Source organism: Bradyrhizobium guangxiense (assembly GCF_004114915.1).
GTDB classification, from domain to species: domain Bacteria; phylum Pseudomonadota; class Alphaproteobacteria; order Rhizobiales; family Xanthobacteraceae; genus Bradyrhizobium; species Bradyrhizobium guangxiense.
In genome coordinates this window covers 19,746-34,789 of record NZ_CP022219.1, presented here as the reverse complement: position 1 = coordinate 34,789, position 15,044 = coordinate 19,746, and the positions used below count along the sequence as shown (strand labels likewise).

At 64.7% G+C, this 15,044-nt stretch carries 13 protein-coding genes; 4 read left to right on the top strand and 9 right to left on the bottom strand.

Annotation, left to right across the window (positions count from 1 at the left end; translation table 11 throughout):
- Positions 1 to 77 precede the first annotated feature (77 nt).
- A complete protein-coding gene (locus X268_RS00130) occupies positions 78 to 956 on the top strand; it encodes a hypothetical protein (RefSeq protein WP_128929095.1) in 879 nt (292 codons plus the stop codon).
- 98 nt (positions 957 to 1,054) lie between these two features.
- On the opposite strand, the gene X268_RS00125 is transcribed toward X268_RS00130, so the two are convergent.
- The 3 genes from X268_RS00125 to X268_RS00115 all read right to left on the bottom strand — a co-directional run bounded on the left by X268_RS00125 (position 1,055) and on the right by X268_RS00115 (position 3,416).
- A complete protein-coding gene (locus tag X268_RS00125; protein ID WP_128923050.1) occupies positions 1,055 to 1,615 on the bottom strand; it encodes a carboxymuconolactone decarboxylase family protein in 561 nt (186 codons plus the stop codon).
- A gap of 106 nt (positions 1,616 to 1,721) precedes the next feature.
- Entirely contained in the window at positions 1,722 to 2,885 is a 1,164-nt protein-coding gene (locus X268_RS00120) for a PLP-dependent cysteine synthase family protein (RefSeq protein WP_164938078.1), read from the bottom strand.
- Positions 2,886 to 2,951: 66 nt separating this feature from the next.
- Positions 2,952 to 3,416: an Lrp/AsnC family transcriptional regulator gene (locus X268_RS00115; RefSeq protein WP_128923049.1), complete on the bottom strand. Its 465-nt coding sequence runs from the start codon at positions 3,414 to 3,416 to the stop codon at positions 2,952 to 2,954.
- A 158-nt stretch (positions 3,417 to 3,574) separates the two neighbouring features.
- Here X268_RS00115 and X268_RS00110 point away from each other — a divergent pair, with 158 nt between their 5' ends.
- A complete protein-coding gene (locus X268_RS00110) occupies positions 3,575 to 4,591 on the top strand; it encodes a 1-aminocyclopropane-1-carboxylate deaminase (protein ID WP_128923048.1) in 1,017 nt (338 codons plus the stop codon).
- 106 nt (positions 4,592 to 4,697) lie between these two features.
- On the opposite strand, the gene recQ is transcribed toward X268_RS00110, so the two are convergent.
- The 6 genes from recQ to X268_RS00080 form a co-directional block, all read right to left on the bottom strand.
- A complete protein-coding gene (recQ, locus tag X268_RS00105; protein WP_128923047.1) occupies positions 4,698 to 6,563 on the bottom strand; it encodes a DNA helicase RecQ in 1,866 nt (621 codons plus the stop codon).
- A gap of 202 nt (positions 6,564 to 6,765) precedes the next feature.
- Positions 6,766 to 7,509, bottom strand: a complete 744-nt coding sequence (locus X268_RS00100; protein ID WP_128929093.1) for a polysaccharide deacetylase family protein — start codon at positions 7,507 to 7,509, stop codon at positions 6,766 to 6,768.
- A 64-nt stretch (positions 7,510 to 7,573) separates the two neighbouring features.
- Entirely contained in the window at positions 7,574 to 8,614 is a 1,041-nt protein-coding gene (gene metA, locus X268_RS00095; RefSeq protein WP_128923046.1) for a homoserine O-succinyltransferase MetA, read from the bottom strand.
- Between the two features lie 12 nt (positions 8,615 to 8,626).
- Entirely contained in the window at positions 8,627 to 9,928 is a 1,302-nt protein-coding gene (locus X268_RS00090; protein ID WP_128923045.1) for an O-acetylhomoserine aminocarboxypropyltransferase/cysteine synthase family protein, read from the bottom strand.
- Between the two features lie 288 nt (positions 9,929 to 10,216).
- Positions 10,217 to 11,779: an amidase family protein gene (locus X268_RS00085; protein ID WP_128923044.1), complete on the bottom strand. Its 1,563-nt coding sequence runs from the start codon at positions 11,777 to 11,779 to the stop codon at positions 10,217 to 10,219.
- A gap of 129 nt (positions 11,780 to 11,908) precedes the next feature.
- Complete coding sequence (locus X268_RS00080; protein WP_164937444.1) at positions 11,909 to 13,090, bottom strand: MFS transporter; 1,182 nt, start codon at positions 13,088 to 13,090, stop codon at positions 11,909 to 11,911.
- Between the two features lie 98 nt (positions 13,091 to 13,188).
- Between X268_RS00080 and X268_RS00075 the strand changes: the two genes are divergently transcribed.
- Positions 13,189 to 14,142, top strand: a complete 954-nt coding sequence (locus tag X268_RS00075) for a LysR family transcriptional regulator (RefSeq protein WP_128923042.1) — start codon at positions 13,189 to 13,191, stop codon at positions 14,140 to 14,142.
- Positions 14,143 to 14,471: 329 nt separating this feature from the next.
- A complete protein-coding gene (locus tag X268_RS00070; RefSeq protein ID WP_128923041.1) occupies positions 14,472 to 15,044 on the top strand; it encodes a M48 family metalloprotease in 573 nt (190 codons plus the stop codon).

Below are 15,044 nucleotides of genomic sequence, written 5' to 3'. Positions count from 1 at the left end.
TAGCGCACAATTCCACCAACACGGCCCACGCGTCGGATTGTCACGTGTTCCCTCGCCGCCCATCGCATCGTCCGGCCTTGCGCGCTGTCGCGATGGGACTGGCCTGCCTGACGATTTCGGCCAGCGCCGCCTACTCCGTCGAAGCTGACGACGAGGAGGACGCACCGGCGAAACCTGCGGTCCCGAACATCTATCTCGATCTGCGCACGACCTATGCCTCGATTCCGGCGGGGACGCTCGGGCTCGGCTTCGGCACCACGTCACTGTCGGCAGCGCTCGAAGCCCTGGCGGTGCGCAGAGGCGCGACGCTGCCGAACGGCCTGCCGGCGGCGAAATCGATTGCTGTCGACCTGCCGCTGACCGTCGACGTCAACGACCGCGTCTCGCTCTATGGCGGCGTGTCGGGCTCGACGACCGATATTGGCGGCGGCTGGGCGACCTTCGACATCACGAGCTGGAACATCGGCGTGCAGGCCGATCTCTACCAGCAGAACGGCGGGACGATCCCGACCATCCGGCTGCAATCGACACTGACGCAATCGGTGCCGAACGATCCGGGCATGACGAATTCGTTCAACAACATCCTGGAATTCGACTACGCGCTCGACGAGGACGAGACGCGGGGCTGGCTTGCCGGCATGCAATACACCTACGCCACCATCGCCAGCCCGTTCTCCAGCATCCGGCCGAACACGATCCTCTATGCTGGCGGCTATTACCAATGGCCGAGCAACTGGAAATTCACCGGACGCCTCGGCGTGCAATCGTTTGGCGGCGCGCAACTCGCGGGCCGGACGCTGGCAGAGTCTTTCACGCAACCGATCCTGCGGCTCGACCTCGATCGCATGGACGACAACGACAACCGCCTGTTCGGCGTCACCGCGCAGATCGCGTGGATGCCCAAGCCGTCCTACCAGGTGACGTTGCGAACGCCACTCTACGCCGTGCGCAATTAGAGCGTTTTCGAGCGAAGTGGACACCGGTTCGCGCGAAGAAAACGCGTCAAACAAGAATCTAGAGCTTCGGTTCTGATTCAATCAGAACCGAAAATGCTCTAATCCGGGACCGGCACGTCAAAGGTGTTGAGCGTGACCGAGACCATGCAATAGACGCCGACGAGATAGGACAGCTCGGCCGCGCCGTGCTCGCCGAACTCCTTCACTGCCGCGCGCCAGGTCAATTCCGGCAGCACGCCGCCGCTGACCAGGGCGGATGCCATATCGTAGGCGACGGCCTCCTGCCTGGTGAGATCGACCGGCCGCTGGCCGGCGACGATGGTCGCGAGCTTCTGGTCGGACAGACCACGCTGCTCGGCGACCAGCACATGGGCATAGAGCTCGTAGCCGGAGCGGAAATGCGAGCCGGTGACGAGGATGGCGACCTCGCGCACCGGAGCCGGCAGCAGCGGGTTCGACGCGATTGCCTTGACCAGATCCCACACCGGCCCTCCGAAGCGCGGCTCGCGGATCCAGGGATTCCAGGGCCCGAGCAGCGCGCCGTCGTCGCGCATGTTCACGAAGCCCTTAAAATGGTCCTTGATGCCCGCTTGCATGTCGTCATAGAGCGGCTTCTGTTCGTCGGTCAGATCCTTGGGATCGAGAATGGGAAGGCGCACGGCGGAGGTCTCCTCGTTGAGACGACGAGGCTTGCCCGCATATACGCGCAACGCAAGTGAAGTTGCCGTGACATCGCACGCCCGGCGGGCGTTCTGACAAATTCGATCATGTCGCCTCGGCGCTCCGTGGGCTCTGAGGATTTGCGACGTCATCGACGGCAAGTGTCAGCGGCTCGCCTGTCGCGAGGGACGACGACAAGACGGCCTCGAACGGCGCCGGATCGAGACCGCGTGCGGCGAGCCAAGCGGGCTCGTAGTAGGTCTGCCGATAGCGCTCGCCGGAATCGCAGATCAGCGTCACCAGCGATCCCGTGACGTTCGCCTGGCGCATCTCCGCGGCGAGCCGGCACAGCGCCAGGAAATTGGTGCCGGTAGATCCGCCCACCGGGCGGCGCAGCCGGCGCGACAAGACGTTCATCGCCGCGATCGTTGCCGCATCCGGGATCTTCATCATGCGGTCGACCACGCCCGGCACGAAGGAGGGCTCGCAGCGGGGACGACCGACGCCCTCGATCAGCGACGGGCGATCGCAGACATGGGAGCGGTCCTGCGAGCGGAAGCAATCGAAAAAAGCGGAATGCTCGACATCGGCGACGCACAGCCGGGTCGGATACTGGCGGTAGCGCAAATAGCGCCCGATGGTGGCCGAGGTGCCGCCGGTGCCGGCGCCCATCACGATCCAGTCCGGCAGCGGCCGCGGCTCGCCGGCCAATTGCGTGAAGATCGATTCGGCGATGTTGTTGTTGCCGCGCCAGTCGGTGGCGCGCTCGGCGAAGGTGAACTGATCCATGTAATGGCCGTTCAGGCGGGCGGCGAGCGCGGCGGCTTCCGCATAGAGCGCGCGGCCATCATCGATCAGATGACAATTGCCGCCGTAATGCTCGATCGCGGCGATCTTCTCCGCCGAGGTCGTGCGCGGCATCACGGCGTAGAAGGGCACGCCGATCATCTCTGCGAAATAGGCTTCCGACACCGCGGTCGATCCCGACGATGCCTCGACCACGGGCGTGCCTTCGCGGATGTGGCCGTTGCAGAGCGCGTAGAGGAACAGCGAGCGCGCGAGGCGATGCTTCAGGCTGCCGGTCGGATGCGTGGATTCATCCTTGAGATAGATGTCGATGCCCGGTAGCGCCGGCACGATCAGCCGGATCAGATGCGTGTCGGCGGTGCGGCACTGGTCGGCCTCGATCGCCGCCACGGCCTCGTCGACCCAGCCGCGCCGATAGGCCGGCCCGGCCGGATGGTGGTGGCGGAACGGAAGCGGCTCCATCGGCATGACCATGCGATTCCTTGAAAACTGATGCCCATCTAGCACGAGGGGCATCGTGTCTCCCGCTCAAAATTCCAGCGGCGCGTTGTCGACGACCTCCTTCATCACGAAGAAGGTGCGGGTCTGGCGCACGCCGGGCAGCGCGATGAGCTGCTCGCCGTGGATGCGGTTGAAATCCTCCATGTCGCCGACGCGGATCTTCAGGAAATAGTCGAAGTCGCCGGCAACGAGATGGCAGTCGAGCACGAATTTCAATTTTGCGATGGCCTGCTCGAAGATGGCAAAGCTCTCCGGCGTCGAGCGGTCGAGCACGACGCCGACCATCACCAGCGTGCCCTTGGCCACCTTCTTCGGGGCCACCATGGCGCGGACAGTGGCGATGAAGCCATTCTCGAACAGTCGCTGGGTGCGGCGGTGGCAGGTAGCGGGGCTGATCGCGACCGTTTCGGCCAGTTCGGCGTTACTGAGCCGACCGTTATTCTGCAGCAATCTCAGGATCTTAAGGTCGGTGCGGTCTAGCCGGGCGGCCATGAAAGAAGCTTCCAGAGACAGGGGTGATTGTGGAAGAATTATTATCTAATGGCGCCAATTCCGCAAGAAGAGGCGCAATATTGGCACAATATTCGAGAGCACATTTTTCTGGCGCGATGCTAGGCAGCTGGCAACACCAACGCCAATCGGGATGACCCATGAAGCTGGACAAATTTCCGCGCTATCCTTTGACCTTCGGCCCGACGCCGATCGAGAAGCTGGAGCGGCTGTCGAAACATCTCGGCGGCAATGTCGAGATCTATGCCAAACGCGAGGACTGCAACTCCGGCCTCGCCTATGGCGGCAACAAGCTGCGCAAGCTCGAATACATCGTTCCCGACGCGATCGCCTCCAACGCCGACACGCTGGTCTCGATCGGCGGTGTGCAATCGAACCACACTCGCATGATCGCCGCGGTCGCGGCCAAGATCGGCATGAAGTGCCGCCTGGTGCAGGAAGCCTGGGTGCCGCACGAGGACGCGGTCTATGACCGCGTCGGCAACATCATGCTCTCGCGCATCATGGGTGCCGATGTGCGGCTGGTCGACGACGGCTTCGACATCGGCATCCGCAAGAGCTGGGAGCAGGCGATCGAGGAAGTGAAGGCTGCCGGCGGCAAGCCTTACGCCATTCCCGCCGGCGCCTCCGTGCACAAATATGGCGGGCTCGGCTATGTCGGCTTTGCCGAGGAGGTGCGCAAGCAGGAGGCCGAGCTCGGCTTCAAGTTCGACTACATCATCGTCTGCACGGTCACCGGCTCCACCCACGCCGGCATGCTGGTCGGCTTCGCCGCCGATGGCCGCGCCCGCAAGGTGATCGGCATCGATGCTTCGTTCACGCCGGCACAGACCAAGGCGCAGGTGCTCGAGATCGCGCAGAACACGGCCAAGCTCGTCGAGCTCGGCAAGGACATCGTTGCCGATGACGTCGTGCTGATCGAGGACTACGCCTATCCCGCCTATGGCGTGCCGTCGGAAGAGACCAAGGAGGCGATCCGCCTCACCGCACGGTTAGAGGCGATGATCACCGACCCTGTCTACGAGGGCAAATCGATGCAGGGCCTGATCGACCTGACCAAGAAGGGTCATTTCGAGAAGGGCGCCAAGATCCTCTACGCCCATCTCGGGGGGGCGCCGGCGCTGAACGGCTACGGCTACGCATTCCGGAACGGATGAGGGCTCAGCTCGCGCCTCATACACAACTGTCGTCCCGGACAAGCGTCAGCGCAGATCCGGGATGACGTGGGAGGGAGTTGAATGCGACAACAAACGCTGCGTTGCGCTACCGCGTCCTGACGATCCTCAGCAGCTCCTCGCCGTAATGCTCAAGCTTCTTGTCGCCGATGCCGGGGATGTTGCGGAGCTCGTCGAGTGTCGTCGGCCAGGCCCGGACGATGCCGTCGATGGTGGCATCGTGCAGCACGACATAGGCCGGCACGCCGCGCTCGCGCGCCACGTCGGAACGCCATGAGCGCAGCCGTGCGCGCAGCTCGGGATCGACATCGCCTTGCGGCGTGCTGGCGGGGCTCGCCAGATCGCCGCGGCGGGACTTGGCACGACTGGCGCGAACGCGCGTGCCGGGCGCCTGCTCGCGCAGCCAAACCTCGGTCTCGCCGCGCAGCACGCCGCGCGCGGTCTCCGTCAGCTTCAGCGCGCCATAGGCCTCGCTGTCGCTCTGCAGATGCCCCATCGCAACCAATTGCCGGAGCACGGTGCGCCACTGCTTTTCGTTGAGCTCGCGTCCGATGCCGAACACAGACAGTTTGTCGTGGCCGAACTGCGTCACCTTCTCGGTCAGGCGTCCGACCAGCACGTCGATCAGGTGCATGGCGCCGAAACGCTGCCCGGTGCGATAGACGCAGGACAACAGCTTCTGCGCCAGCACCTTGCCGTCGCGCATCTTCGGCGGCGTCAGGCAATTGTCGCAATTGCCGCAGCTCTCGCCCATCACGATCTCGCCGAAATAGGCGAGCAGCCGGCGGCGCCGACAATGCGGCGTCTCGGCAAGCCCGACCAGCGCATCGAGCTTGCCGATCGAGACCCGCTTGAATTCGTCGGAAGCGGAGGACTCGTCGATCATCCGGCGCTGCTGCACGATGTCCGAGAGGCCGTAGGCCATCCAGGCCGCCGACGGCTTGCCGTCACGGCCGGCACGCCCCGTCTCCTGATAGTAGGCCTCGATGCTCTTGGGCAGATCGAGATGGGCGACGAAGCGCACGTCCGGCTTGTCGATGCCCATGCCGAACGCAACGGTCGCGACGATGACGATGCCGTCCCCGTTGAGAAAGCGGTCCTGGTTGCGCGAGCGCACCTGGCCATCGAGCCCGGCGTGGTAGGGCAGCGCCGGGATGCCGGCGTCCTGAAGCGCGGCAGCGACCTCCTCGACGCGGTTGCGGGACAGGCAATAGACCACGCCAGCATCGCCCGCGTGCCGCTCCCGGATGAACTCCTTCAGCTGCGACACCGCGTTGCGCTTGTCGACGATCTCGTAGCGGATGTTGGGCCGGTCGAAGCTGGACACGAATTGCGGCGCGTCCGCGAGCTGAAGCCGCGCCACGATCTCCTTGCGCGTCAGCTCGTCGGCGGTCGCGGTCAGCGCGATGCGCGGCACGTCGGGAAAGCGCTCGGCGATGATGGAGAGGCCGACATATTCGGGGCGGAAGTCATGCCCCCATTGTGAGACGCAATGCGCCTCGTCGATCGCAAACAGCGCCACCTTCGCCTGCGCCAGCAGCGACAGGCAGCGCGGCGTGACCAGGCGTTCCGGCGCGACATAGAGCAGATCGAGATCGCCCGCGAGCAGGCGCCGCTCGATGTCGGATGCCTCCTGCGGCGTCAGCGACGAGTTCAGCGCGGCGGCATTGACGCCCGCCTCGATCAACCCGGCGACCTGGTCGCGCATCAAGGCGATCAACGGCGACACCACGACGCCGCAGCCTTCGCGCAGCAGGGAGGGAAGCTGATAGCACAGCGACTTGCCGCCGCCGGTCGGCATCAGCACCAGGCAGTTGCCGCCGTCGGTGACGTGCCTGACGATCTGCCCCTGCGCGCCGCGAAAGCCGGGCAGACCGAACACCGAATGCAGCACCGACAGCGCGTCGCGGCCGTTGGCCGGCGCAGGCAGCGGGGCGGTGGAGGGAACGGACATGGGCGTTTCGGGAACAAGGCCGTGAGATTCGTCACAACGCCAGTCGCATGCTGGCGAGGGCGTGGCAAGGCCATCTTCTCCCTCTCCCTCAAGTGATAGCGGAATCGGATATGAGGGTGGGGCCGGGGTAGCGACAGTCCCCACAGCCTCTGTGGAATGTTCGAAAGCGATTTTCCCTGCCGCAAGCAGGAGAATTGAATGGCTACGCCCCGATTCGCCGGAGCGCTTCCGCAACCGTCACGATCGGCATGTTGCGCAGGCCGGCGGCCTCCAGCGCATGACGCATCAAATCCGGCCTGCAGCCGTAGGGGCTCGGCCTGTCGGTGACGTCATGGCCGTAGAAGATCAGCCATCCGCCGCTCGCGAGGGCCTCGTCGAAATAGCGGTCGACGCCCGCTCTGTCGATCTCGCAATCGATCAAGGGCGAAGCCCGCAGGAACTGGAGATCGATGACGTCGCGATTGACGCCGGGAAGGATGCCACGCGCCGAACGGAACGCCTTGGCGAGCTGCGGCTTGCGCCAGACCGAGGCGATGCCAAACGGATAGGCGAAGTTCTCCAGCGCGATCGAGGAGTCGATAGCGCGAAAATGGGAGCGATTGCGCTCGATCTCGCGCGCCATCGCGGCCTCGTCGAGATTGGCCGAGCTCCGGTGCGAGAAGGTGTGGCAGGCAATCTCGTGCCCGGCACGGTGAAGCCGGACGATCGCGTCATCCGACAAGCCGTGCCAGTAGTCCGACGGCCGATCGATCAGGCTCCCAGCAAGATAGAACGTGCCCCGGCCACCATGTTGCTCGAGAAGCGCAGCGCCGTCGCCTGCGGCGCTGTCGGGCGCATCGTCGAAGGTGAAGCTCACCATCGGCGCATGCGCGGGCAGCCGGTGCGGCGCGGCGCGGAAATGCCGGGCCAGCCGATTGCTCACGCGTCCCTGGAGTGCCGACCACACGACCACATTTCCCGTGATTTCCGTATTCCTGTACTGAAACATTCGAGCGCTCGTTGAGGCAAGCTCAACGCTTGTGTAATCCTAACGCGGAGCCAATATCCTTGCCCTGGCGCGCAGGGACCGACGCGTCGACCTCCGCGCTGAGATATTGCAACCAATTGCGAAAAAGCACCGCTGCCGCGCAGCCGGCGCCGATATCGGCACGCAAATTCAGCCCAGGCAGCTCGTTGGTGAGCGCGGGATGGCGCTCGTGCGCCGCCTTCTTCTCGAAGCGGAGCAATTTCTCTTCCGTCGCTGCGTCAAAATAGCTCACGGGCAGGTGCGGGTACGTCTCGCGCTCACGCGCAAGATAGCGGCCGATGTCGCGCAGATATTCGCGCTGGAGCGACAGCGCGTCGTATTCGGGGTGGCCCTGGAAGAACACGAAACGGCTGGCATATTGGCGAACGAAAACGTCGACGCCGGCCTTCTCCGAGCGTGTCAGCACCTGGTAACCGGCCTGCACCAGGTCGCTCTCCGCGATTTCGTTCAGGCGCGAATGCGAAACCTTCAGCGGCGCCGGCGCAGCGTGCGTCAGCGGATCGCTCGTCACGGCATCGCAATCGAAGACGCCGTGGCATTTGGCCGGCAGCCGTCGCCGTTCGATATTGTCGAGGTGCAGCACCGCCGCGTGCGCGGCAAGGCACGACCAGATTGTCGAGCGCGTGTTGGACTTGGCCCAGTCGATCAGCTCGGTGAGGTCGCGCCAATATGGTTCCTGGTCGAGCTCGGGCGCGACCGGCTCCGCGCCTGTCACGATCAGCCCGTCGAATTTCTGGCGCTTGAGGTTGGAAAGGTCGGAATATTCGCTCTCGACATGCCACCTCGCTTCCGGCGAGCGCTGCACGCTGGGAAGCGAGAAGCAGTGGAAACGGATGCGGCGCGGGCCGGTTGCGGCCTGGAGCAGCTTCATGAACTGCCGCTCGGTCGCCTTCAGCGCCGGATCCGGCATGTTGTTGACGAGCCCGATCGTGAGTTCGACGCCGTGGTCGCGCGCGAGATCGCGCTCGGTCGGCGCCAATGCCGGGCTCGAGATGGCTTGATCCCTGTCGATCAAGATCGTCATCGGCGCAGCCGCCTACTCCGCGGCTTCGAGGCGCGTCGACCGGCAGGCCTTCTCCAGCGCCTGGTCGATGTCCTCGATGATGTCGGAGACGTGCTCGATACCGATCGAGAGGCGAATGGTTTCCGGCAGCACACCGGCAACCCGCTGCTGCTCGGCCGACATCTGTCGGTGGGTGGTCGAAGCCGGATGGCAGGCCAGCGACTTGGCATCGCCGATATTGACGAGACGCGTGATCAGCTTCAGTGCGTCATAGAAGGTCTTGCCAGCCTCCATGCCGCCCTTGATTCCGAAGGTGAACAGCGAGGAGGCGTTGCCGTCGAGATATTTCTGCACCAGCGGGTGATAGGGACTGTCGGGAAAGCCCGAATAGTTGACCCAGGCGACCCGCGCATCCTCACGGAGGAATTCGGCGACCTTGCGGGCGTTCTCGACGTGGCGCTCCATGCGCAGCGCCACGGTCTCGATGCCCTGGAGCAGCAGGAAGGCGTTGAACGGCGACAGCACCGAGCCCATGGTGCGCTGGTAGACGCTGCGCGCGCGCTCGATATAGGCGGTGCGGCCGAAGCGCTCGGCATAGACGAGGCCGTGATAAGAGGCGTCCGGCTTGTTGTAGGCCGGGAAACGGTTGGCGTATTTGGCCCAGGGGAAGTTGCCGGAATCGACGATGGCACCGCCGAGCGTGGTGCCGTGGCCGCCCAGGAACTTGGTCAGCGAATGCACGGCGATGTCGGCGCCGTAATCGAACGGCTTGAGCAGGATCGGGGTTGCGACCGTATTGTCGACGATCAGCGGCACACCATGCGCATGCGCGATTCTGGCCAGCGCCTCGATATCGCAGACATTGCCGGCGGGATTGCCAATGGTTTCGGCGAACACCGCACGGGTGTTCTGGTCGATCAGCTTCTCGATCGCCTCGGGCTTGTCGCTCTCGGCGAAACGGCCGGTGATGCCCTGCCGCGGCAGGATGTGCGAGAGCAGCGTGTGCGTGGTGCCGTAGAGCTGCGGCACGGAAACGATGTTGCCGCCGTGATCGGCGACGTTGACGAAGGCGAAATGCAGCGCCGCCTGGCCGGTCGCCACCGCGAGCGCGCCGACGCCGCCTTCGAGCTGGGCGATCCGCTTCTCGAGCACCGCGCTCGTCGGATTGGCGATGCGGCTGTAGCGAAAGCCCTCTGCCTCGAGGTTGAAAAGCGCCGCGCCGTGATCGGCGCTGTCGAAGGCGTAGGCCGCCGTCTGGTAGATCGGCACAGCGACCGCGTGCGTGGTCGCTTCGGGCTCGTAGCCGGCGTGAATAGCGATCGTCTCGTTGCGCATCGTGCCACCTCCGCGTGGGGCGGGCCGCACTTATTGGCCTGGAATGAGGCATGTGCGTTATCCGCCACGCCCGTGTTAGAGGCGGGGGGTAAAGCGGACAATAATTCGCATAGAGATCGAGGAAGTAACCCTAATGCTTGTCGGGGAATTTCCCAGGATTCGGGTTAAAGCGGATTAACGAATTGCTGATTTGATGCGCCGCGCGGAGGTCTCGCCGCTGCGCGGCGAGCCACCCTCTCCCCAAAGGGAAGAGGGTGCATCTTCATTGCGTCAACAGATTGCTTAGCCTCACGTCATCCCCGCCCAGAGCTGGCGCGTGAGCACGCCGGCGCGCTTCTCGATCGCAGCTGCCGCATCGAGCGCGAGATCCTCGCGATAGCGCCCGGCAATGAGCTGCACGCCGATCGGCTTGCCGTCGTGGAGAGCCACCGGCACTACCGCGCCGGGCAGGCCCAGCACGTTGATCGCGGAGATGAAGCGGATCTCGCCCCAGAAGATCTCGCGCACGCGCTCGGCGCTGACGGTATCCTCGCGCGGGCCGGGCGTCGGCTTCACGGTGGTCGGCGCCAGCACGACCGGATACTCCTCGAAGAACAATTGCCAGGCGCGGATATGGCCGCTGCGCGCGGCGGTCGCCTGCATCCAGGCCTTGAGATCGAGCACGTTGGCCTTGGCCTTCATGCCGCCCCAGGCCTTGTGGAAATCCTCGGAGGTGACCTTCAGCATGCCGGCTTCCTGCATCACCACAGTCTCGTTGGTGATGATATCGCACCAGGTCTGCCAGACGCCGTTGATATCGGGCACCTCGACCTCGGTGACGCGATAGCCGGAACGCTCGAGATGGTCCGCGGCCTGGCGCAGCGCCGCTGCGACGGACGGATCGACGTCCATGTCCTCAGGGATCTTGGCCAGCGCGACCTTGATCGGCCCTTTCGGCTTCTCGCCGACCAGCGGCGCCGGCACCCACCAGGGATCACGCGGATCGCGCTGGCTCATCACCTCAAGCGCAAGGCGGACGTCCGCGACGTGGCGCGCAAGCGGCCCCTGCGCCGACATCAGATGCGCCAGCATCGGCCGCTCCGCCGTTGCGCTCCCGTTGAATGCGGGGATGCGTCCCTGCGTCGGCTTGATGGTGGCAACGCCGTTGCAGTGCGCGGGCCAGCGCAGCGAGCCGCCGATGTCGTTGCCGTGGGCGATGGTGCCGATGCCGGCGGCGACCGCCGAACCCGCACCGCCCGATGAGCCGCCGCAGGTGATATCGGGGTCCCAGGGATTGAGCGTCAACCCATGCAGGGGATTGTCGGTGAAGCCGCGAAAGGAGAATTCGGGCGTGTTGGTGAGCCCGATGACGATCGCGCCGGCCTTTTTCAGGTTGCGCACCACGGGCGCATCCGACGGCGCGATCAGGCCCTTGTTGGCGGGCACGCCGTTGAAATTCGGCCGGCCTTCGTAATCGACGTTTTCCTTGATCGTGATCGGCACGCCGTGCAGAAGCCCGAGCGCGCCGCCCTTGGCGCGCTGCTTGTCGGCCGCATGGGCGGCGGCAAGCGCCTCTTCCGAGAGATCGACGACGACGGCGTTCAGCTTCGGATTGACGGCGCGCATCCGTTCGAGATGGGCTTCGACCGTCTCGACTGCGGAGATCGCGCCGGAGCGGATTGCGGCTGCGGTTTCCACCGCCGACCATTGCCAGGCTGGCCCCTTCGGACGCTGTGGTGCGGCGGACGTCCCTCGTACCGCCTTCCTGGCCGGCTTCGCGACCACGCTCTTGCGGTTGGGGCTCGCCTTGCCCGGAGTCTTCACCGCTTTCTTCAAGACACTTTTCTTCTTGGTCGCCGTCTGCTTCGCCACGCCAGCATCTCCTTCAATTGCGCGGCGGAGGTTACGGACGACGCCCGGCCCTGTATAGGTGCGTTTCTGCATGGCGCGTTGGCGTGAGGACCGATGCAACCAATTGTCGGCGGTCCCCACACCTTCGCTCTACTCGGCCGGACACGCTGCGGCGACGGCCGGCGCACGGTCGAGCCGCAGGCTCCACAGCGCCAGCAAAAGACCAATGGCCGTGATCCCGGCTGCGACCAGAGGCAGCGCGGACAGACCAAGCCCGCGATCGATGGTGGCGCCCCCGGCCCAGGCGCCGAGCGCGTTGCCGAGATTGAACGCGGCGATGTTGAGGCTGGAAGCAAGCGTGCGACCGCTCGGGCCGGCGGCCTCCAGCACGCGAAGCTGGAGCGGGGCGACGGTTGCGAAGGCGGCGATGCCAAGCAGCAAGATCAGCGCGATGGAAAGAATCTTCATCGATAGCACGGCGGCCAGGCCAAGCAGCACGATCGCAAGCGCGCCAAGCGTGCCGGTCAGGGCCCGTGCGAGGCCGCGGTCCGCAAGCCTGCCACCGGCGACGTTGCCGATCGCAAGGCCGGCGCCGAACACCAGCAGGATCGGCGAGACGGCAGCCTCCGAGAATCCGGTGAAGCGCGTCAGGATCGGCTGGATATAGGTGAAGACGACGAACAGTCCGGCAAAACCGAACACGGTCATGGCAAGGCCGAGCAGCACCTGCGGACGGCCGAGCACGGCCATTTCTTCGGCGAGCGAGATCGGCTTTTCGCCATTGCCGACATGGCCAGGTACGAGCACCGCCACGACCACAAAGGCAACCATCCCGATGACCGTCACCGCCCAGAACGCCGCGCGCCAGCCGAGCATAAGGCCGAACCAGGCGCCGAAGGGCACGCCCAGCAGCGTCGCGACCGTCAGGCCGATGAACATGGTGGCGATCGCAGACGCACGCTTGTCGTCGGGGACGAGGCTGGTGGCGACCACCGAGCCGACACCGAAGAACGTGCCGTGGGCGAGCGAGGTCAGCACGCGTGCGGCCATCAGCAACTCGTAGTTCGGCGCCAGCGCACAAGCTGCATTGCCCAGCGTGAAGATCGCCATCAGTGCCAGCAGCACTGTTTTCCGCGGCATCCGCCGCGTCGCCAACGTCAGCACCGGCGCGCCGACGAACACGCCGAGCGCATAGCCTGATATCAGCAGGCCCGCGACTGGCACCGAGACATGCATGTCGGCGGCGACCTGCAGCAGCAGGCCCATGATGATGAATTCGGTGGTGCCGATGCCGAAGGCACCGGCGGTAAGCGCGAGGACGGCGGGAGGCATGCGTTGCTCCAATGGATAAGACGAGCCACGGAGATAGCGGCACCGTCGCGAAACCATTAGAATGTCCGCAATCCAATCATTTGTGACGTGAATTCAACATGGCTCGTTTCGACACCAACCGCTCGGCCGAGATGGAGGTCTTCGTCCGGGTCGTCGACCTCGGCGGCTTCACCCAGGCCGCGCGAAGGCTGCGCCTGACGCCGTCGGGCGTCAGCAAGCTGATCTCGCGTCTGGAGTCGCGCCTTGGCGCGCGGCTCCTCAACCGAACCACGCGCAAGCTAACGCTGACGGAGGAAGGCCAGGCCTTCTACGAGCGCGCGTTGCGTATCCTGGCCGAAATGGAGGAGGCCGAGCGCGAGGCGGCCTCAGGCGCGTCGCCGCGCGGCCGCCTCACCGTCAATTGCAACATTCCCTTCGGCATGCTGCATCTGATGCCGCTGATCCCACGCTTTCTGAAGCAGCATCCCGACGTCACGCTCGATCTCGTGCTGACCGACACGGTGATCGATCTGATGCAGGAGCGCGCCGACGTCGCCATTCGCGTCGGCCCGTTGCGGGCCTCACGTCTGGTCGCGCGAAAGCTCGGCACCAGCCGCATGGTCGTGGTCGGCGCGCCGGACTATCTCGCCCGCTGCGGCACGCCGAGGACACCGGCCGATCTCGCCGATCACCGGGGCATCGGCTGGACCTTTCCGCGCAGCATCCGCGGCTGGCCGTTCAAGCGTGGCGACCACACCGAGGAGGCCCTGCCCCCGCCCGTCGCGCGCGCCAGCGATGGCGAAGCCGCCCGCCGCCTCTGCCTCGGCGGCGTAGGTCTCGCCCGCCTCGCCCTCTTCCACATCGGCCCCGACATCGAGGCCCGACGCCTCGTCCCGGTGCTGCAAGGCTACAATCCCGGTGACCGCGAAGACATCCATGCCGTCTATGTCGGCCACACCGCCCCGCTCCCGGCGCGCGTGCGCGCGCTCATCGATTTCCTGGCCGAGCATGTGCGGGTGAGCGATCCAGCGCTGAAACGAGCCGGAGATGGGAGGTGGAAATTGGTGGGGTGAGGCCCATGGCGGAGGGAGAGAATCTCGAAAGAAAGTTGCTCGACTGCTGCGGCTTAGGTTCTCTCGCTTGGGGGACCGCCCCGCAAAAACTCCTCCCGCAGCTTGACATACCGGTACTGTAGCACCTCTCCCGACGCTGTCCCGGGCCCTCGCGCTGTCCAACGGCATCTGACTTCCAAGAGACTTAAGGTGACGATCGTCGCCTCTGCACTGTTCTCGCGGATCGCGTGATCATCGAGTGCGTCTTGACCGATGGCTCTTGCAGACGAATAGTTGCATAGGCAAAATTGCCCAACTTGGACCTTCTGTTGTGCGCAAGGCGACAGCGGATGATAGGTGATGAGCCTAGACTGGCGAATACTTTCCAGGATCGCTCCGTTCAGCGCCTGGATTTTGTTTGCAATATTGTGACCGCAGCCAAAGCTCTCTTCCCGCAAATCGAAATACGATTGCTCGAAAGCATCCCCGTTGTAAACGCGCAAGCTTCAGCCGTGGGCAAACGTCGGACCGTTGATTTGTTTGGAGGTTTGATATTTCACCCCGCGCTGGGGCCCGACGCGCTGACCTTTTCATTGGCGCATGAGCTCGGTCATCACATTGCAGCCGGGCCACGCCAATATTGTGGGAGCATCCTTGCCTGCGACTGTGCCGCCGATGCTTGGGCCACAGGAGTAGGCTTTGACCTGCTCTCAGCTGGCCGCACTCAACCAACCATTCGTCGTGCTGTTGAGGAACTAGGACCCGTAGTCAGCGACCCAAATCGAAAGCAAGTCTCGCCTCCACGAAGTTCCTTCAAATGCTGGGCGTTGGATTGGAAACGACGGGCCAGCGTACTGAAGACAGGCAATGTCGGCACGATCAAGACGTGCGGTATTTTCGAGATTATTCAGAGGAGAAATTGA